The following is a 20,577-nucleotide window of genomic DNA, read 5'->3' as shown; positions in this document are numbered from 1 at the left end:
TAGATCTAAACCCAGTTCCATTCAGGATTAATCCTTAGCGGAAGAAACCAAACAAAATCGCTGTCATCGCCAGTACACCAGCAATCACCACAAAGATATTGCTGATACGGCCACGGTAAGCCTTAAGTGCGGGCACTTTATACACGGCATACATAGGCATTAAATACAAAATCGCCGCAATGATAGGCCCACCCAAGGCTTCAATCATATCTAAAATACTGGGGTTTTTGATTGCAACGCCCCAAATCGTCACAAACATAAACACCAAAATAAAGGTGTTGATCTTTTGCTCTGAAATACTTTTATTGCTCGAACGTAACTGTTTAACGATGATCCCTTTCATACCTTCTGTTGCACCCATATAGTGCCCAAAGAAGGACGATACAATCGCAATAAAGGCGATAAATGGACCAAAGTAGCTTACAAAACCACTGTTATGTACGTTTGCGAGGTAAGACAGAATCGGCAGGTTTTGCGCTTTTGCATCGGCGAGTTGCTCCGGTGATAGAGACAACACACAGGAGAACACAAATAACATCACAAAACCGACTAACATCATGGACGTATTGCGTAAAATCACATCGGCTTTACGCGCGGCATTAACACCATGGTCACGTTTAAGGGATACCGAAAACTGTGAAATAGCAGGTGAATGGTTAAAGGCAAATACCAACACAGGGATCGTTAACCAAACCGTGCCTAAAAAGGCTCCTGCTTCAGGCACAACCTGCAGTGCATCCATTTTCCATTCAGGGATTAAATAAATCGACATAAATGCCAAAATCCCCACCAATGGATAAACCAGTAACTGAGTGACCTTGAGCATAAACTTCTCACCCGCCACCATAACCGCCATCATACCGAAGATCAAAACTCCGGAAAGTAAGAAACGCGGTGGTGAAGCCATACCAAGTTGGTTCACAATAAAGCTATCAACTGTGTTAGTGATCCCCACTCCATAAATTAAAACAATGGGATAAATCGCGAAGAAATACAGCACAGTAATCGCTTTACCTGCACCCACACCAAAATGCTCCTCAACCACTTGAGTCACATCACTGCCAGGAATGCTCGATGAACATACAAAACGAGAGAGTCCACGGTGAGCTAAGTAGGTCATAGGGCCGATAATGGCAGCCATAAGCACTAATGGCCAAAAACCGCCCATACCCGCATTAATAGGTAAAAACAAAATTCCAGCACCGACTGCGGTACCAAATAAACTCAGCATCCAAGTGGTGTCTTGGCGCGTCCAAGATAAACGTCTTGTTGAATCGTGTTCCTGCGTGTTTTGGGGTGTACCAAGAACACTCGTCGCATCTTTTTGCATATAAAGGTTACCTTACGGTGTGGCTAGCATAAAAAATTCGCCGTAAGGATATCTAAAAAAACCTTCTAAAAGTTGATCTGACACCATTAAAAGTAAGGGAATTTCAGATTAACGTGATATTGGGATCTGGATCTATTAAATGATGTAATTAGTTTTCAAAATAGCCCCAAAAAAGTCACAAATTAACAGCATGAATACACAATGCATTCACCATGAGCCCGAGATTGCGACAAACCCGATCTGTAGACAAAAACAGCAAACCCATCAATATTCACAATAATAACAAAAACAAGATCATCATCAGCAAATGACAAGCATAAGCTGAGCAGGATCACACTCCTGTTTGTTAATTTTTAACAACTTATTGCATGCGTTGATGCTTCAAAATAGCGTTGCTCGCGGGATAAAAATGGCTCACCTATTATGTGAGCCATTGGGTGAGCCATTTGAGCAACGACTACATCAGTCAGTTTGGTTTTTGCAGTGTTAATTCCATGGTCGATACTACAGCAGGCGCGATATCAGCCTCTTTAAATAACAAAGGACGGAAACTTTTTGTACTTGAGTACAACACACTTTGATCAGCAAATTCAGGCGTTAAAATATTGCTAGACTCAGAGTAAGTCAGTATTCCACGCGCAACCGGACCTTCATCAGTGAAACTCACCGCCATCATCCAACTCGAACCATAACGGATTTGATATCCCTTCGCCGTTAACCCTGAACCTAAGGCTTTGCCTGTCACCACATCCATCACTGGCGCGTATTTATGCTGCGGGATCAAAGTATCATCGCCAGACAGACTGGTCGAAAACACGTTAAAGCCACCTTCGGCATTATGGCTGCCCGGCCAAGGTAAGCGCGCTCCACTAGGCCTGCCATCGGGTAGCGATTTTTCAACAAACTGAACATCACCTAGTTGTGCATCGAGCGTAAAACCTGCCGCCTCTAAGTTAAGTGATGCGCGAGCTAATGCAACTAAAGCACTGCCGTCGGTCGCTAAAGTGTTTGGCGTGGTCGCTGCATTAGCGGGATCAAATCCCTTCGTCAGCATCGTTGTTTGATTAAATAAATGGGCAAACTCACGCAGCAAAGCACCACCTTTACTGTCGTTATCTTGCTTACCGTTCCACGCCTTTAATGCCGCGCAAGCAGACGTAATATCTTTAGATAGACTTGCTGATACCACAACTGGCGTACTGCCTTGAGCATCACATTGCGCAATTAAGTCTGGCAGCACTAACTCAGCTAAATAACTGCGATTAGACAACACCGCCGCCTCAAGCTCTTCCAAGCTAAACTTACCGTCAGCCCCCGCAGCGTCCTGCATTAAACGAAGCCCCATACGAGTGCGTAACGACAACTGTCCAGCCTCTGCGCCATACATAGGTGAAAAGTAAGTCAATGGCTCATTCAGGTTAGTTGACCAAAATGAGTCATTGGAGTTTTGCACAAAGTCGCTGCGCTCGAGCTTTGGTGCACGCTCATAGGGCGTTGGACCATCAAAACTAAACAGCGAAGTATTGCCGGGTAAAATCGTAAATCCGGCCTGCGCCTTGGCCGCTTTAATATCGGGCGAGGTTTTAAGTAACACTACGGCCGATTCAGATAATCCCGGGACTGTTGAGTCATCAATATAGAAGGCATTTCCTTCTTTATCGGCGTACATAGTGTTGTTGAAAATGACCCCATCGTAATCTTTAAAGGCCTGTTGGAATTCTTGCTTATTCGTCGCACGGTTCATCGCAAGCCAATGATCAACGGGATCCATTGTGCCCATATTGGCATCTTGGATCATAAAGGCACTGCCATCATTCCAGCCAAAAGGGGCTAATGCGGGCGGCGCTTCAACCATGGGGCCTTTTGCTGTGGTATAAATATCCTTCTCAGCCACTAGCATGCCTGCAGGACCTGCATTAACGAGAATCGAGACTGTCTCTTTGTTGATGGGCATAGGTTTACCATCAAACAAATACTGCATGCGATCACCCGAGACTAGCTCTAAGTTATACATCACAAAATGTTCAGCGGTAGAGAAGGTATGGGTCCAAGCTAAATCTTTGTTAAACCCGATATTAATCGGGCCTGGCATACCGACTAACGAACCGCCCATCATATCGATATGCCCGGGGATAGTGATATGTGACTGCCAAAAACGTAGATTACCCGTATGCGGGAAATGCGGATTCCCCAATACCATTCCTTTACCATTTTCGGTTTTGTCTTTACCTAAACCCCACCCGTTTGAACCTAAATCGCGGGGATTCGTCTCTGGCGTTGTAATACGTGCAACGCGGGCAAGTAACCTAGACTGCATATCAACAACAAAGGCCATTTGATCTTGGCTTGGTGCTGGCCCAACAATACGTGGCATATATTCCTCTGCATCCCCCGGATTGGCGTAGAAAATCAAATCAAGAAAGTTAGCTGCGCCGGGTAATAAAGCAATTGAAAATAGATACGTCACCACATCTTCTGGCACTATGGGTTTCACCCAAGGTTGACCGTTACAAAAAGGTTCTGCCGTCTGCTTACCCGCGTCAACATCAACAAGATACTGGTTATAGCCCGCGGTAAAACCTTGGATCAACGCCCGCGAGTTTTCACTAAAATTAGGCCACTTAGCCTCGGCTTGCTCCCTTATTTTTAGCGCTTTATAGGCAAAGTCAGAGATTAAGTTGCCGTTATCTTCTGACGTGGGTAAGCCCGTCGAAAAATCAAGTGACGCATGTGGGCCAAAGTACATAGAACGCTGCGAGTTAGCCTTGATAAAACCATCGGCTAATACGCACAGATTATCCTGTGCCTGCGCATAACCACTACCAAAACCAAGGCTTTCTAAGTTATCAGCTTGGATATGTGGCACGCCGTAGGTCGTACGGCGAATATTGGCTTTAAGTAGACCGTTAGGGGCGAAGGTTTGAAGCTGGCTTTCTGGTACTGGTGCGGTACTATCTTCGTTGTCGTTACAACCTGCGAGCATAATGCCGCAGGCTATACCCATAGCAATGGCGAGTTTGTTGAATTTCATTATTATTATCTCTTAATGTTGATTCCTTCAAGGACATAGCATTACTGCATATTTCAGTCTACGTGCTGAAGGCGCAATAATCATATGTCGCGTCCTGATATCTAAACTCGGCTATTTCGCCCCCCATTCACCCGCATTTTTTACTGAGCTTCTCTGGCGAATATGGCAAAATAGAAAACCCGAGGCTTAAACACCTTTATCCATTTAAGCAATGATCCAAACGAGCGTCCACATCAAAAACCCAAACAAGCAACTTATATGCAACAAAATATTATCAAGATAAAAATAGGTTCGAAAAATCCTGTAAAAATCAATGCGGCTGCGAAAGCCATGGCAACGCTCTTTCCAGATGCTCAAATTGATGCGCAAGGTATGGATGCCCCTTCTGGTGTTGCAGATCAGCCCATGACGGATCTTGAAACCCGCCAAGGTGCCATTAATCGTGTACGCTATTGTCAACAACAAAGCCAGATACAACAGACTGAAGTAGATTACTATTTTGCAATGGAAGGCGGCGTGGATTGCTTTGAGTTTGGCCCAGCCACATTCGCCTATATTGTCATTGGTCATCAAGATCAGCTTGCCATTGGTCGCAGTGCCATTCTGCCTCTGCCAATGCAGGTTTATCGAGCATTAGAAGCCGGTGAAGAACTCGGCGTGGTGATGGATAGGTTGTTTAATACAGTCAATATCAAGCAAAAAGGTGGCGCCATAGGTTTACTCACCCACGGTCATGCTACCCGTGAAAGCAATTATACGCAGGCCATTATTCTTGCAATGGCACAGTTCTTAAACCCCGCCATCTATGTATAAAATTCTTATTGATATATTGCAATAAACGGTAAGCCTCACTAAATTGGTTGTGACTTACAACCAAAATGAACTGACATAGTCTGACTTTATGTCACTCCTATGACTCAAACTGTGGTTTTACTATGGCGAATCTACAACACGAATCCACGCAATTGCGACTAGTACCTTGCGGCTCATCCAGCCAGCTTAGGCATTTATCTCGTTATATGGTGCGACATTTAGGCATGCTCAATGCGGCCTGTGGTGACTTGCCCCTCTCCCCTGTCCAAGCCCATGCCTTACTTGAAATAGGCAACCAACCGCAAACGATTAAGGATCTCGCCAGCAAACTCAGCATAGATAAATCCAATGCGAGTCGAGCAATTAAACACTTAGTTGATAAAAATCTTGCCCAGAGCCAAATTCATCCACGTGATAACCGTTGCTTAGTAGTACAACTCACACCCGCGGGGAAAAAGTTACTCTTTAAACTTGATACTCAGCAAAATCAATTATTTCAAGAGATCTTAGCCCAACTAACTCCGGCACAAACCCAACAAATAGAACAAGCCCTTATGCTATATAATCAAGCGATATGTCACGCCAAACAGCAAAGTGATTGCCTTATCCGCCAAGCCACGGCACAAGATGATGCAGCGATTGCACACGTGATCCGCAATGTTTCGGCAGAATACGGCTTAACCGCAGATAAAGGGTATAGCGTGGCTGATCCCACCTTAGATTGTTTAAGTGAAATCTACTCACAAACGGGCGCCAATTATTGGGTGGTAGAGCAAAATGGCCGCGTTGTAGGTGGTGTTGGCATTGCCCCATTAGCCAATAATGCCAGCATTTGTGAACTGCAAAAAATGTACTTTATGCCCGAAATTCGCGGAAAAGGCTTAGCTAAGCGTATGGCGCTTATGGCGCTCGATTTTGCCCGCGAAACGGGTTATCAAAGCTGCTATTTAGAAACCACCGCCAGCTTAAAGGAAGCGGTAAAACTCTACGAAAAACTTGGCTTTATGCATTTATCGGCTCCGTTGGGTAACACAGGCCACGATGCCTGTGAAATGCCGATGTTATTACCATTACAGTCAGAATAATGCCATCTAGCAGGCCAAGGATGGTCTGTTCCCTGAATGCTCAATTAATTGAAAAGCGCGACCACTTTAGCTTTTTCCGCAATCAAGCGACAAAGGCCGAATTTGAGGACGCTATTTAGGAATATATCAATGAAACCGCCGAAAACATTAACGGGGATTATCGAGGATGATTACCCCGCGCTAACCGAAGTATTAGTCGATGCTGCTTGGACGATTTTGCAGTACTTTAGGGCTTATATTGAGATCGAGACTGCGCTAATAAAGCGCTTTTGGTAACTGGTAAGTCACAGATTAACGTCTCTTTGTTAGGGACGTTAATCATTAAAATAGAGTTTAAATACTCTGTTAGCTAACAAGCCTCCCCTTAACTAAAGAAAAGTGGCTCTTTAAAAGACGCCAGAGCCGATAAAATCTATTCAATGAGGAGATACAACCATATGAAACATCAAGTGCTATTTGGCATAAAATCAACAAGTAAAGATGAAAAAACAATTCATAATAAACTCAAAGAATTTTTAGCATTAATAGATAGAAAAACATCTACAGCTAAGAACCCTACTATGCTTGAGAGTTTTTTACCATTCAGGATAAAACATTACCATTGGAATCTAAATAAAGAGACAGGCACATTCATTAAATTATTTCCCAATGTAGATCTTGATGAAAATATTTTCGCACCATCAAAACCAGAATGCAGCTGGTTATTAAGTATCATTTTCCACCAAGATTTTCCTGGATACGAAAAAGTTAAATCCGAAGATTATATAATTAGTTTGTTAGACTCATTGAACTATGAATATGAAATGATATATGAAACAGATAGTCGTGATTCAATTAAATATGGCGACATTAAGTAGTAAAAGACTATATTTATTCCCTTAACTCGGGAGATAGTAGCCACTATCACCCGCAGAAACTGTATCTTAGTAATCTTTTAAGTACCGTGCTTAATATCAGCATAAGGGCACTTATGTCAGTAGTCAGTTTACTCAAATCACTGTGCAAGTGATGTTTTAACAAGCAGTAACTGGCTACGGATGATTTGACGTATCTGATTATGCAGTTCAAATACTCGAGCGCGATCATTAAGATTTAGCGATAGATTTTCCAGCATCACCAGATCCAAATTAAATTCAGGATAATGCAGTGTCATCGACATATAGCCAAATAAATAGCCCGTATGACTGTATTCGACGAGGCCATCGTCCTTATTGATCCTCACCCCATAGCCATAGCGCATATTCGGCCATAAGAATTGGATCTCGGTATGTGCCGTTGTCATACGTTGATAACTCTTTGCGCTCAGCAACTTGCCAGAATGTAATTGATACTGAAAGGCGGCATAAGCTGGCACAGAAGCAATTAATCCCCCTGCAGGCAACAAAGCTTCTTCAAGCACTAAATCAGAGGGGGTAATCACCTCGCTTTCCTGTAAACCAACGGCGAGTGAAGGCACTTTGGCGTGAATCGCCGCAATACTGCCAAGCTCAGCACTCAAGCCATTAAGCTGGTATCGCGTTGCAAACTGCGCCACTTGCTCGGCAAAGGATTGTTGATTGACCTTCTCAAGCACTTGCCCTAAAAGTGAATAACCAAAGTTGGAGTATTCAAATTGGCTACCTGGCTCAAAGCGATTGGCCTTACCCAGTTTATCGACACCCGATGTATGGGTCAGCAATTGGTGCAACGTAATCCGCTCGTCATAACGACTGGGATTAAGTGCATCCGCACTTGAATTTGTGCCCGCCACAGTGCCTTTTAATGCCTTGTTATCTCCCTTCGCATCACCAAAAAGGTAATGATTAAGCGATAGATTTAAGTCGATTTTCCCCGCATCGACCGCCTGCAATACCAAGGTTGCGGTAATCTGCTTAGAGAACGATGCCATCACAAAGCGTGAATCTTTGCTGATACCTTCGCCCTTTTGTAATTCAAGCTGCGGCTTACCCTGCTCGAGCAGGATAACACTGCCACTAAATGGCTGCGGCGAATCCTCTATCGCGGCTTGGATTAAGGTCTTAATCTCTGCCGCCTTTGAGACAGAGGACGCCGTTTGGCTTTCAACGGCAATCGACTTATTACCTTGCACGCTCTGCGCTTTTTCAGCCCCAGTCTCTAGTAATGCGGCAATACTATTGGCACTTGGGAATAATAACAAACCAGTCAACAGAGTACTGATTACACTTAAACGCATAGGTTATCCTTAACTTAATGAGTAGATACTACCTTATTAGAAAGCGGCCAGCTTATCACAGTGGAATGTTAAGTGATGCTGCTTTGAGATTGGGAATAAAAGTCAGAATTTAGTCTTTAAAGTGAGTGGATTAGATGCCGAGACTCACACACTCTTTACCAAATCAACAACGCTATTTGCCCAGCGGCAACTCCGAGGGGGATTGTGTGCCCCTTGAGCTCTGGTGATATGGGTAAATAATTAGGGCATAACAGTTATGCCTGTTGGCTCTTTCTAAAAGCAACCTAAGACGATTTAGGCATTAAGCAATGATAAATAGTTGACTAAAACAGTCAACAACCATAACATGCACAATATAAGCATGTTTGATAATTACTAGTCCTTAATAGATTAAATAGAGGTAGTTCTGATGAGTTCATTATTTACTAAGTTCACTAAAACTGACGATAAAACCAAAAATGTAGCCCAATTTGTGCCGAGCACGGATGATAGCACTGCGGCGGATATCACAACCACAGAGCAACCTGAACAGACGAATACAGCAGAAAAACCTAAATCCCCTGGTTTTTGTTGTGGTTCATGTTCATAAACCACTTACCCTGGAATTTTAATATCGACTCACATGCATAGCATAGATATAGCTAACGCATTGATAAAAAAATGCTCATTGGTGGCGTTTTTTTATTTGGACAATGGAAATAAGCTGACAATGCTTATCTCACTTCTATCCCATCTAGGCTATTTTATTGTTCTTTATGGTTGATATCGACATGTAAGAGTCAAGTTTTGCTCAGTCGATATCACTCCTCAAATACTTATGATTGGTTTACTAACACATAGGGCTAGAAAACACTCGATTTAATATGCCATGAATATTTGAAATCACGCCTAAACTATATTATTTACCAGCTAAGTTTTACAGTGCATTCAAACTTTCAAAATCAAAGTCTTAAAACAGACACTAGGAAACATAGAGGAAAATATGCGTTCACTATTTATTCGCATGAGGTTTATCCACTGGTTAGGTGCTATTGTACTTTTTATGAATGCAACTTTCTTCACTGAACTATTATTTTCACAGATAATTCAGTACATTATTACAATGTTTTTGATTGTTCATGATATTGATGAAAAAGTCTGGGGAGTTGATTCCTTAAAGAAAGTTACCGAATACATGAAAAACTTTGAAAGAAAAGATCTGTCAATTCCATGCACCATCAATAGCCTATATAACAGTGAAATGGAAAAAGTGCTTAGTGTTGTCAATACATTTAGAGAGAATGTAAAAATTGCACTCATCGATATTCAGCAACAGGCCGTAGCTTCTGATGAAATATCAGATCTTCTAAAAGTAAAAGCACAAAATATTTCGTCACGTATCAAAGAGCAAGATAATCGGGTCAGTATTCTCACCTCACAAATAGAAGCCTTAGACCAAACCTCTCTAGCACTACAAGCTAAAGCGGAAAAAACACGCGAGCAAGTAGAAAACACGCAAATAGGGCTTGTTCGATCAAATGAATCTATGGGGGCTATGGTTAAAGATTTAAGCTCATTTATTGCAAGTAATGATGAGCTTCAGGCAAAATTTCATCAACTTTCTCAACAAACAAAAGCCATTGAGGGAGTGGTATCGGTTATCAACAACCTAGCCGATCAAACCAATCTATTAGCTTTAAATGCTGCCATTGAAGCAGCTAGAGCAGGAGAGCATGGACGAGGCTTTGCCGTTGTTGCCGATGAAGTTAGAAACCTAGCCAAATCAACCCAAAGCAGTTTAGATGAAATTAATCAAATCATATCAGGAATATCTAAAGCGGTTCTTGATGCTGGTAATCAAATGAAATCACAAACATCTGCGATTGTTCTATTATCGGATTACACAACAACCAGCCAATCGGAATTAGATATTGCATGTAAAAACATCAGTGAAATTTTAACTTTGATTGGGCAAGATAGAACAAATAATAATTTAGATATACTCTATGTTAATAGGTTAGTTGGTGATGTCAGTAAGGAAATCGAGGTATTAAAACACCTCTCAAGCTCCAACTCAAATGATTGCATCGAATTAGAGCAGCAGGGCCATAGCTTAACTCAAGTTACTGAAAAAATTGTTCACCAATTAGGGATGTTTAAAACCAAATAGCAACATAATGCACTTTTTTTGCCTCCACCCTGCTCTGGCTAAATCGGTGTAATCTTTAGCATAAAAGTTACGCCGGTTCGATTTTTTCGTGTTTATCAAACTTCGTTTGATTGTTTTTAAAAGCAAAAATATCTCACAATAGGTCAATCATTATAAAACGGCAACAGCAATAATTACCGCCCCTAACATATATAAGCCTGCAGAAAGTGATATCGATTTTAGCGGACTAAACTCCTCAACTTCCAACGTCTGTATATCTTCAATTTTGATAAGCTGTCCCTCCCCCTCGATCTGCTGTTCCGTTGCGCTTTCGACTTTAAATTCCATTTGTTCGCCAGATATTGTGGTGACTTTGACCTTTTCACCTATATAGTTGGATACCGATTGAGGGGCCAAGTTAACTTCATTGAGTGAAGAGCATGCGTTGAGGGAGAAACAGATAAGTGATACTACAGCTAACTTTTTCAAACAAACCTCCTATCCTACAAACTATGACATCCATGATAAGTTATACCTGTAGACACAAGCATTTAGGTATAAGCTACTCAGCTTACGGAATTTCGCCCATAAGTTAAAGAAACCTAGGCTAAACCCACTTAAATTAAATCCTTTGAATGAGGTTAAATAGCTATCAAATGAGCACTGAACTTATCGATGCGGTTAAAGCCAAAGATACACTTGCAGTAAAGCGTATTATTGCCAATAGCGCTGATCTTGAAGGCGTTGACGAGAATGGCATGACGGCACTGTTGCATGCCTGTGAGCTACAGTCTTTTGAACTGCTCAAACTATTAGTGGATGCGGGTGCCGATGTGAATCATCCAAATGCGCTGGGGTATCATCCGCTCGATATAGCCTACTGGCGGGCGAGTTTCGCATGGGGAGCTATACCGCCGAGAGTCAGCGTATGGTGAGCTATTTAAGCCGCCATGGCGGTAAATCATCATTTAGCTAGATATCAAAGCCAGAAACTAAAAGCCCTATAAACAAAAATCGCGTTGGACTCAGCTGTACTAGCTAGGCCTAACGCGATTTTTTTGTTCACTTACACCCTAATCACCAAAATCATCGAGCAGGATATTTTCAGGCTCAACCCCTAGGCTTTCGAGCATCTTAATCACTGAAGAGTTCATGATTGGAGGCCCACACATGTAGTACTCGCAGTCTTCTGGTGCCTTATGATTTTTAAGATAATTCTCATAAATCACATTATGGATAAAGCCGGTATAACCCGTCCAATTATCCTCGGGCAATGGCTCAGATAGCGCCACATGCCAAACGAAGTTGTCATTCTCGGCCGCTAAAGCATCAAAATCTGCTTGGTAAAACACTTCACGGGTTGAGCGTGCGCCGTACCAGAAGCTCATTTTACGTTTGGTTTTCTTGCTTTTAAGTTGATCGAAAATATGTGAGCGCATCGGCGCCATGCCCGCACCGCCGCCGATAAATACCATTTCCGCATCGGTTTCTTTCACAAAGAACTCACCAAATGGGCCTGAAATCGTCACTTTATCGCCGGCTTTAAGATTAAAGATATAAGATGACATCTTACCCGCTGGTACATTGGCCGATGGCGGCGTCGCAATCCGCACGTTCAACATAATGCGGCCCTTTTCATCGGGATAGTTGGCCATAGAGTAGGCACGCAACACATCCTCATTCACGGTAGAAACGATGTCAAACAAACCGTATTTATCCCAATCACCGCGGTATTTTTCAGGAATATCAAAGTCGGCGTATTTCACCACATGGGCAGGCGCTTCAATCTGAATATACCCTCCCGCTTTAAAGTGAACATCTTCACCTTCGGGCAATTTAAGCAGCAATTCTTTGATAAATGTGGCTTTGTTATCGTTAGAAATCACTTCACACTGCCACTTTTTCACCCCAAAGATTTCTTCGTCAAGCTCAAGCTCCATATCAGTTTTCACCGCGACTTGGCAGGCAAGACGACAACCTTCTTTAGCCTCTTTTTTGGTAATGTGCCCCATCTCAGTCGGTAAGATATCACCACCGCCGGATTTGATTTTCACTCGGCACTGACCACAAGTTCCACCGCCGCCACAGGCTGACGGAATAAAAATACTTTGACTCGCTAAGGCGCCCAGTAGCTTGTCGCCTGCTGCAACCTTAATGCTTCTTTCGGCATCATCATTGATGCCGATTGTCACTTCACCACTTGTGACTAATTTCTTTTTGGCGATAAGGATCACTATCACCAACAAACAGACCACTAGCGTGAACATGCCTATGCCAATTGCCATTTCCATCGTATAACCCTTTTCTAGCTCTTTTCTAAAAAGAATGTGGTTTCACTTTCTCAGCTAATGGCTCGCCTACAGTATCTTTAAAGCGAGATCCCTGAGAAAGACATAAACCCAAGTGCCATCAAGCCTGTCGTAATAAAGGTGATGCCAATGCCTTGTAACCCTTCAGGGATTGCATGAAATTTCATTCTTTCACGCAGCCCCGCTAGCATCACAATCGCCAGCGCCCAACCAAGGCCTGAGCCCATGGCAAATACGGCCGATTCGGTAAAGTTGTAATCACGGTTTGCCATAAAAATCACCCCTGCAAAAATCGCACAGTTTACGGTGAGAAGTGGCAAGAAGATCCCGAGCGAGTCATACAGGCTAGGAATGTACTTATCCAAAAACATTTCTAAGATTTGCACTAAAGCGGCGATCACACCGATAAACGTGATTAATTGCAGATAGCTTAAATCAATCGTCGCGAGCCCCGCCCAAGACAGTGCGCCGGGTGCTAGCACTTTGACATAAATAAGTTGATTTAACGGGACGGCCAAGGTCATCACCACAATCACTGCAACGCCTAAACCAAAAGCAGTAGACACCTTTTTAGAAACTGCCAAGAAAGTACACATGCCCAAAAAGAACGACAGCGCCATGTTGTCAATAAAAGCGGCCTGCAAAAATAGATTAATATAGTGTTCCATATCTGCTCCTTAACCCCGTTTCCGCTGAATCACATTAATAGTCCAGATCAGCGCACCGATCAGGAAGAAGGCGCTCGGTGGTAACTTAAACATTTCGTTCGGCAAATACCAACCGCCGTTTTCGATGGTGGTAAACACGCTATGACCAAATAAATTACCCGTGCCAAAGAGTTCACGTACAAAAGCGACACTTAATAAAACCAAGCCATAACCCATTGCATTACCTAAAGCGTCGACAATCGCCAAGTGCGGTGGATACTTCATCGCAAAGGCTTCTGCACGGCCCATAATGATGCAGTTAGTAATGATTAACCCAACAAATACAGATAGTTGTTTAGATAATTCATAGGCTATATCTTGCAAAACCATATCAACAATAATCACTAAAGAAGCAATAACCGTCATCTGGGCGATAATGCGCACACTGTTGGGAATAAAACTACGGATGGTCGAAATAATCAGGTTAGAGAACACCAATACAAAGGTCACCGCCAGTGTCATCACTAGGGCCGTTTGCATTGAGTTACTGACGGCTAAGGCTGAACATACGCCAAGCACTTGCATAGCAACAGGGTTATTGGCAAACACTGGCCCCGTTAACATGTCACGCATGGATAAAGTGTTGCTCATTTGGCACCTCCCAACTCACCTTGCACCGCCGACGTCTTTAACTGGTTGAAGAAGGTTTGAAAACCCTCAACCCCAAACCAAAACTCCATTGCGCGCTGTACACCACGGCCAGTCATGGTCGCGCCACTCACCGCATCCACGCCGTGAACATCGCCTTCTTTGGCACCACCTTTAACGAGGCGTATCGAAAATTTGCCTTTGCCATCAAATAATTGCTTACCCTTCCACTGCGATGACCAACTAGGATCTGTCAAAAAATCACCGATACCAGGCGTTTCACCGTGCTCGTACACCACTAGTCCTTTAATGGTGTTGAAGTCGGGTTCAACCGCCACATAACCGTAAATCATCGACCAAAGTCCTTTGCCGTAGAATGGCACGACCACACTCGATAATTTGCCGCTGTCATCGAACACTTTAAATACTCGGGCATCGTTCGCGCGGGTTTTAATCTTGGCGATATCTTTTTTCGGCGTACTTGAGGTCTCAGGATTGATGGCGGCCATACGCTCGTCAAAATCAAGCACGTTAGCGTCAGAATCCACCTTACCTGTGTCTAGATTGATCAATAACGGTTTAACCGATTTAGCAAAAATCTCTCTAAACTCATTACCTTGGCCTAAGTTAACATCGGCAGCCATCAACACATAACGCTGCACTTCGTCACGTTTTTTCGCTAATTTGCGCTCTTTCAATATGCCTGCGGTGCCGGTGATCATAAAGGAACACAAAAGGCAGAGCGTGATGGTGAAGATCATGGTCCCCACCACTGTATCTTTCTTAAATACCATGACGTTTTAATCTCCGTTTGATGTTGGCGCGGGCCACCAGATAATCGAACAACGGCGCCCAAAGGTTGGCAAACAGAATCGCTAACATCACGCCCTCTGCCATTTTGGGGTTAGCGACACGGATAAGCACAGTCATAAACCCAATCAAGGCACCGTAAATATATTTGCCTGGACGAGTGTAAGAAGTCGTTACGGGGTCAGTCGCCATAAACATCATCGCCAACGCAAAACCACCCGTCACAAGATGCCAAGTCCATGGCATTGCCATCATTTGGTTGCTGTTAGAACTAATCAAATTACACAGGCTTGCGGTGGCTATCATGCCAAGCATTACACCAGCAACAATACGCCAATCGGCTAAACGGCTGATCAGCAGAAATGCCCCACCGATTAAAATCGCTAAGGTGCTGGTTTCACCAATGGCACCCACGGTAAAGCCAAAAAAGTTGTTCCACCAGTTAGGATCGCTAAAGGCGCTAAACCAAGAGTAATCGGCAAAACTCAGTTTGCCCGCTGCGGTTTGCGCCAGCGCCGTTGCGCCGGCAAAACCATCAACGGCCACTAACTGTTTTACGGTAGACACTTCAGATGGATAGGCAAAGTAAATAAAGGCAAGGCCCGCCAGTGCAGGGTTTAGGAAGTTATATCCCATACCACCAAATAGCTCCTTAGCCACAACAACACCGAAGCAAATCCCCATGGCCACCAGCCATAGTGGTGTTGATACGGGTAAGATTAAGGTAAACAATAGCGCTGTCACGAAGAAGCCTTCGTGTAATTCTTGACCACGAACCCGCGCAAACACTACTTCCCAAAATAAACTGGTTAGCAATGCGGTGAGATAGATGGGTAAATAGAAACTTAGGCCATAGAGAAATAAGCCCACCACCCCAGTTTGCTCGCTTAACCCTCCTGAAAGGCTATTAAAGATAATAAGCTTCCAAGTATCAGGTGTGGTTAATCCTGTAGAGAGCGCAATCTGAGCCTGTAAGCCTACGTTATATAAACCAAATAAAATGGCAGGTAGTAAACAAAGGCCGACTAAGGTCATAGTACGTTTTACGTCAATTGCGTCACGTACATGTACTTGCCCCTTAGTGCTGCGACCACTGGCAATAACCAATGAGCGCAAAAAGCCTTTCATCGACTTACCCGTTGCGTAGTACTCTTGTTGTAAATCTGGGGCGTCCTGTAAATCAGGTTTTTTAACTTGCTTGGTCATTAACCTTCCCTCTCAATAACATCTAGACAGGCACGCAATTCTTTACCAAAGTCATATTTGCCGGGACATACAAAGGTACATAACGCCAAATCTTCTTCATCTAACTCTAATGCACCTAATGCCTGCGCCTCATCGGTATCACGCACCACTAAGTCGCGAACCAGTAAAGTAGGCAAAATATCCAGCGGCATCACGCGATCTAATTGACCAAAGGCCATCATCGCACGCTGTGAGCCACCTTGATGGGTCGTAAACTCAAACCGTTTAGAAGCACCAAATAATCGAGAGGTGACAGCCCGAGTGATAGAGAATTTATCCGAACCACCACGAACCCAAGGGAGCACTTGATGCTGTGCATCTTCTGCCAATACTGACACTTGGTTATGGAATCGGCCTAAAAAGTCATGTACACCCGCAGCAGTATGGCCAGATAACACAGAGCCAGATACCACACGGTTATTACCGGGTTTAATCTCATCAGCTACAAGCACGCTTAACTCGGCACCAAGCTGAGTCCGCAGTAAACGTGGATTCAGTACGCTTGGGCCACCTAAGGCGATGATGCGGTCGGTATACAACTCACCGGTTTGGAATAACTTGCCGTAGGCAATCACATCCTGATAGCCGATATGCCATACCTGACGCTCTAAGCTCACAGGTAAAGTGAAGTGGATATGGGTACCCGCTAGCCCCGCTGGATGCACACCTGTAAAACGGCGAATTTCAAGATTGGGTGAAACATCACAGGCAATGGCATCACCCTTATCCTGACATAGATAAACCTTGCCTTCGGTTAAGCGAGTCAACACCTGTAAGCCCGTTTTAAAGGCTTCAAGCTGTTCTGCAATAATCAAACGGGGATCGGCGGCAAGTGGATTAGTATCTATTGCGGTGACAAATATACCTGCAGGCTGGCTATCTAAGGCTGGCACTCTTGAAAAAGGACGTGTGCGAAGCGCTGTCCATAGACCACTGCTCACGAGTTGATCTTGAACGACTTGGCGCGATAACGAGATCACATCAGGGAGAATATCAAAACGGATCTGCTCATTTGCATCTAATCCATCGCAACCAATCACTACGGATTGCAGCACTCGGCGATCCCCGCGATTAATCGCGACAATTTCACCACTGGCGGGGGCGGTAAATAAGACTCCCTTTGTTTTTTTATCTTCAAACAAAGGTTGGCCCTTTTTGACCTTATCGCCGACCTCAACCAACATAGTCGGTTTTAAGCCAACATATTCCTCGCCCAGTATGGCCACTTGGGATGGCTTATTACCGGATTCGATGATCTGCCTAGGCTCGCCCGCTATCGGCAAGTCGAGGCCTTTTTTGATCGTTATTATTTGGTTTGAAAAATCTGCCATCACAAATATCAACCATAAAAAATTTTTAGATACTTTAGGGTACAGGTTTGTTAACAAAGAATCCGATATTGGCGTCACATTCCTCGGCAAATTCGTAAGTTAGATACGTAAATTTACATGATTGCGTGACACAGATTCACATCCAGCCCCAATGCAAGCCCTGAAATGTAGTTTTATAACAACTCGTACATAAATACAGTATTGCTGTTTTAGTCATCACTAAGATTCTCATAAATAAGCAAAAATTGAGATTTCAGCACAATTTAATGACAAAAGGACGAAAACTGACACTCAAAGAACAAACTTCAACCAATGGTATGCATTAACCTAGGTAAACACGGCTCTGCTTGTTGGCTATTTTTAGCGCACTAACATTCCAACCTATGGTTTAACCTTTGCTTTACAGCAAAAGCTTGGTAGCCTCAAACTAAGAGAGTTTCCGTAGGAGAAATAGATGGAATACAGACGCATACCGCATTCTAATCTTGAGGTCAGTAAAATTTGTTTGGGCACTATGACTTGGGGCGAACAAAATACCCAAGCCGAAGCGTTTGCACAGCTGGACTACGCCATAGGCAATGGCATCAACTTTATCGATACGGCGGAAATGTATCCCGTACCACCTAAGCCGGAGACCCAAGGGGAAACCGAGCGTATCCTAGGGCAATATATTAAGGCCCGCGGTAACCGAGACGACTTAGTGATCGCCACTAAAATTGCCGCACCGGGGGGTAAAAGTGATTACATTCGCAAAAATATGGCGCTGGACTGGAACAACATCCACCAAGCGGTCGATGCGTCTTTAGCACGCCTCCAAATAGACACTATCGACCTTTATCAAATCCATTGGCCTGACCGTAATACCAATTTCTTTGGTGAACTGTTTTACAATCAACAAGAGCATGAGCATCAAACGCCGATCCTCGAGACCCTAGAAGCGCTAGCCGAAGTGATCCGCCAAGGTAAAGTGCGCTATATCGGGGTGTCGAACGAAACGCCTTGGGGCTTGATGAAATACCTGCAACTCGCCGAAAAACATGGCTTGCCGCGTATTGTGAGTGTGCAAAATCCCTATAACTTGCTTAATCGCAGTTTCGAAGTCGGCATGAGCGAAATCAGTCACCGCGAAAACTTGCCATTACTGGCCTATTCGCCACTGGCCTTTGGCGCCTTGACGGGAAAATATTGCAACGACCAATGGCCTGAAGGCGCGCGCCTGACCTTGTTTAAGCGTTTCGCCCGCTATACAGGTTCGCAAATGGCTCTGGAGGCTACAAAAGCCTATGTCGATTTGGCCCGCGAGTTCAAACTCACGCCCGCACAAATGGCGTTAGTTTTTGTTAACTCACGTAAGTTTGTCGGCTCCAATATCATAGGCGCCACCGACTTATATCAACTGAAAGAAAACATCGACAGTTTAAAAGTCACCTTATCGCCAGAGCTATTAGTACGATTAAACCAACTGTCCGATCAATTTAGATTACCCTGCCCTTAGTCAGATAAAGTGAGCGGAGTGCTAGAGGAGTAGCATCAGGAAAATGTACCTGATGCTACTGATTGACATTAATGTTCTTGCATTCCCTAACATTACTTTCCTGCACACTATTCCTCTGTTTAGCAAAGTGCCATTGATAACCTTACCTAGGTTACATTCGGATACAGAGTCCTATTCATATCTGAAATATAGTGTCGCCACAGTCACTAGACAGATGTCATAAGGATCTAAAAATGAAAAAACTTTGCTTTGTAATCACAACCATTTTGATGTCAAGCCATGCCCTTGCTGAAGGCAATACCTACATACGCAACGGTAATATTTATAGCCATCAGGATCAGTTTTTTGCGGGTGCAGGAGTTGCAACAGGCAGTAAGTTCTATAAGGGTCAAGATCACCAAACTGGTGCCTACCTCAATGGCGGCTACCACGGTGAAGACTTTAACGCCGATCTGTCCGGCATCAACTACCGTTTTTTAGGCAATAACGATAGTACCGTCAATTTCAGCGTTTTTATGGTCGCGAATCCCGGCTTTGATGCCGATGATGCCGATATTTTAACGGGCATGAAGGATCGCAAATTCAGTGGTGATTTGGGGTTAAACGCCGACATTCATTTAGGAAATGGCACGCTATCATCCAAATTCCAACACGATGTAACGGGTGTCTATAATGGTTTTCAGGCTGATATCACCTATTACCATCCAATCAATCTTGGCTTCGGTGATCTGGTGCCTTATGCGGGTGTGCACTATTTCAGTAAAGATTTTGCAAACTACTACACTGGCGTGACATCATCTGAAGCAACGGCGTTTCGCCCTGCCTATCAAGCCGACGGTACCTTTGCATATAAGCTAGGTTACGCTTTGGTTATCCCAGTCACTAAACATTTAGATATCACTCAAACCACTGGTTACTCGCACATAGGTGCCAATATGGCCGACTCTCCGCTAATAGACAGTAACAACCAGTGGGTTACCACCCTTGGCGTGACCTATAGCTTCTAAACCACTTTATGAGACAAGATCATGATACTCATCAGAAAAATGTTTATATGTACCGGGCTAGCTCTGATGCTTTCAGCTTGTGCCACGTCCTACGATACCGAAAAACACTTTTGGTCTTTCGGTAAAGGGTTTGAAACCGTACAAATTGCATCCGATAGCTGGCAGATTAGCTTTGTCGGCAATACCAACACTGACCGCGCATTGGCTCGTAAATACGTTATGCGTAAATCGGCCGAGTTATGTAAACAGGCGGGTTATGCCTATTTTACATTCACTCGCGAACAAACGGATCGTGATGCAGTGGGTCAGTTCGGTGTGGGAAAAAACAGCCGTGATGATATCATGTGGGGAACGTCGACGATGAATCAAGAAACGTCTGTCATGGTCGAAGTCACAGGTTTACCTAGCAAACCCGAAAATGCGAGTTCCCGCATCTACGAGACAGATTACATACTTAGCCATGTCAATGTGAAAAGTTAATTGCTCGTAGATCTCGGATAACGA

At 43.8% G+C, this 20,577-nt stretch carries 20 protein-coding genes; 10 read left to right on the top strand and 10 right to left on the bottom strand.

The annotated features are described in order from the left end of the window. Positions 1–34 precede the first annotated feature (34 nt). Positions 35–1,330, bottom strand: coding sequence for an HAAAP family serine/threonine permease (locus MZ182_RS03975; RefSeq protein ID WP_011790573.1), 1,296 nt, complete (start codon positions 1,328–1,330; stop codon positions 35–37). 466 nt (positions 1,331–1,796) lie between these two features. Beyond that, positions 1,797–4,361, bottom strand: coding sequence for an acylase (locus tag MZ182_RS03970; protein ID WP_248066326.1), 2,565 nt, complete (start codon positions 4,359–4,361; stop codon positions 1,797–1,799). A gap of 258 nt (positions 4,362–4,619) precedes the next feature. On the opposite strand from MZ182_RS03970, the gene yjjX reads away from it, so the two are divergent. The 4 genes from yjjX to MZ182_RS03950 all read left to right on the top strand — a co-directional run bounded on the left by yjjX (position 4,620) and on the right by MZ182_RS03950 (position 7,116). Further along, a complete protein-coding gene (gene yjjX, locus MZ182_RS03965; protein ID WP_011790575.1) occupies positions 4,620–5,174 on the top strand; it encodes an inosine/xanthosine triphosphatase in 555 nt (184 codons plus the stop codon). Between the two features lie 122 nt (positions 5,175–5,296). Beyond that, a complete protein-coding gene (locus MZ182_RS03960; protein ID WP_248066324.1) occupies positions 5,297–6,259 on the top strand; it encodes a bifunctional helix-turn-helix transcriptional regulator/GNAT family N-acetyltransferase in 963 nt (320 codons plus the stop codon). 129 nt (positions 6,260–6,388) lie between these two features. Beyond that, complete coding sequence (locus MZ182_RS03955) at positions 6,389–6,535, top strand: hypothetical protein (RefSeq protein ID WP_248066322.1); 147 nt, start codon at positions 6,389–6,391, stop codon at positions 6,533–6,535. A 161-nt stretch (positions 6,536–6,696) separates the two neighbouring features. Further along, a complete protein-coding gene (locus MZ182_RS03950) occupies positions 6,697–7,116 on the top strand; it encodes a hypothetical protein (protein WP_049766851.1) in 420 nt (139 codons plus the stop codon). A gap of 137 nt (positions 7,117–7,253) precedes the next feature. On the opposite strand, the gene MZ182_RS03945 is transcribed toward MZ182_RS03950, so the two are convergent. Next, complete coding sequence (locus tag MZ182_RS03945) at positions 7,254–8,453, bottom strand: serine hydrolase domain-containing protein (RefSeq protein WP_248066320.1); 1,200 nt, start codon at positions 8,451–8,453, stop codon at positions 7,254–7,256. Between the two features lie 409 nt (positions 8,454–8,862). On the opposite strand from MZ182_RS03945, the gene MZ182_RS03940 reads away from it, so the two are divergent. Both MZ182_RS03940 and MZ182_RS21335 read left to right on the top strand, forming a co-directional pair. Then, positions 8,863–9,042 (top strand): CCGSCS motif protein, encoded by a 180-nt coding sequence (locus MZ182_RS03940; protein WP_248066318.1) that lies wholly within the window; start codon positions 8,863–8,865, stop codon positions 9,040–9,042. Positions 9,043–9,435: 393 nt separating this feature from the next. Beyond that, a complete protein-coding gene (locus MZ182_RS21335; RefSeq protein ID WP_317246806.1) occupies positions 9,436–10,602 on the top strand; it encodes a methyl-accepting chemotaxis protein in 1,167 nt (388 codons plus the stop codon). Positions 10,603–10,752: 150 nt separating this feature from the next. Here MZ182_RS21335 and MZ182_RS03930 read toward each other — a convergent pair whose 3' ends face one another. After that, complete coding sequence (locus MZ182_RS03930) at positions 10,753–11,070, bottom strand: hypothetical protein (RefSeq protein WP_248066316.1); 318 nt, start codon at positions 11,068–11,070, stop codon at positions 10,753–10,755. Positions 11,071–11,237: 167 nt separating this feature from the next. Between MZ182_RS03930 and MZ182_RS03925 the strand changes: the two genes are divergently transcribed. Next, positions 11,238–11,516: an ankyrin repeat domain-containing protein gene (locus MZ182_RS03925; protein WP_248066313.1), complete on the top strand. Its 279-nt coding sequence runs from the start codon at positions 11,238–11,240 to the stop codon at positions 11,514–11,516. Positions 11,517–11,654: 138 nt separating this feature from the next. Here MZ182_RS03925 and nqrF read toward each other — a convergent pair whose 3' ends face one another. The 6 genes from nqrF to MZ182_RS03895 form a co-directional block, all read right to left on the bottom strand. Then, complete coding sequence (gene nqrF / locus MZ182_RS03920; RefSeq protein ID WP_014609952.1) at positions 11,655–12,872, bottom strand: NADH:ubiquinone reductase (Na(+)-transporting) subunit F; 1,218 nt, start codon at positions 12,870–12,872, stop codon at positions 11,655–11,657. Positions 12,873–12,949: 77 nt separating this feature from the next. Then, complete coding sequence (nqrE, locus tag MZ182_RS03915; protein WP_011790579.1) at positions 12,950–13,558, bottom strand: NADH:ubiquinone reductase (Na(+)-transporting) subunit E; 609 nt, start codon at positions 13,556–13,558, stop codon at positions 12,950–12,952. 9 nt (positions 13,559–13,567) lie between these two features. Next, positions 13,568–14,188 (bottom strand): NADH:ubiquinone reductase (Na(+)-transporting) subunit D, encoded by a 621-nt coding sequence (locus tag MZ182_RS03910; RefSeq protein WP_011790580.1) that lies wholly within the window; start codon positions 14,186–14,188, stop codon positions 13,568–13,570. Then, positions 14,185–14,979: a Na(+)-translocating NADH-quinone reductase subunit C gene (locus MZ182_RS03905; protein ID WP_248066310.1), complete on the bottom strand. Its 795-nt coding sequence runs from the start codon at positions 14,977–14,979 to the stop codon at positions 14,185–14,187. The genes MZ182_RS03910 and MZ182_RS03905 overlap by 4 nt, the downstream gene beginning before the upstream one ends. Further along, the gene (locus MZ182_RS03900) at positions 14,969–16,201 is read right to left on the bottom strand and encodes an NADH:ubiquinone reductase (Na(+)-transporting) subunit B (protein ID WP_248066306.1); all 1,233 of its coding nucleotides are present in this window, start codon (positions 16,199–16,201) and stop codon (positions 14,969–14,971) included. Before MZ182_RS03900 ends, MZ182_RS03905 begins: the two co-directional genes overlap by 11 nt. Beyond that, positions 16,201–17,571, bottom strand: a complete 1,371-nt coding sequence (locus tag MZ182_RS03895) for a Na(+)-translocating NADH-quinone reductase subunit A (RefSeq protein ID WP_115016115.1) — start codon at positions 17,569–17,571, stop codon at positions 16,201–16,203. Before MZ182_RS03895 ends, MZ182_RS03900 begins: the two co-directional genes overlap by 1 nt. Positions 17,572–18,025: 454 nt before the next feature. Between MZ182_RS03895 and MZ182_RS03890 the strand changes: the two genes are divergently transcribed. From MZ182_RS03890 to MZ182_RS03880, 3 genes are all read left to right on the top strand, one after another. After that, positions 18,026–19,066, top strand: coding sequence for an NADP(H)-dependent aldo-keto reductase (locus MZ182_RS03890; protein WP_248066303.1), 1,041 nt, complete (start codon positions 18,026–18,028; stop codon positions 19,064–19,066). Between the two features lie 233 nt (positions 19,067–19,299). Then, on the top strand, positions 19,300–20,073 hold the full coding sequence (gene ompV / locus MZ182_RS03885; RefSeq protein WP_248066300.1) for an outer membrane protein OmpV: 774 nt from the start codon (positions 19,300–19,302) through the stop codon (positions 20,071–20,073). Between the two features lie 21 nt (positions 20,074–20,094). Continuing rightward, entirely contained in the window at positions 20,095–20,553 is a 459-nt protein-coding gene (locus tag MZ182_RS03880; protein ID WP_011918736.1) for a CC0125/CC1285 family lipoprotein, read from the top strand. The last annotated feature ends 24 nt before the right edge of the window (positions 20,554–20,577 follow it).

The organism is Shewanella sp. JNE2, assembly GCF_023159115.1.
GTDB lineage: Bacteria > Pseudomonadota > Gammaproteobacteria > Enterobacterales > Shewanellaceae > Shewanella > Shewanella putrefaciens.
Note: the sequence above shows the minus strand (reverse complement) of the source record. Positions and strands in the feature narration are given on the sequence as shown.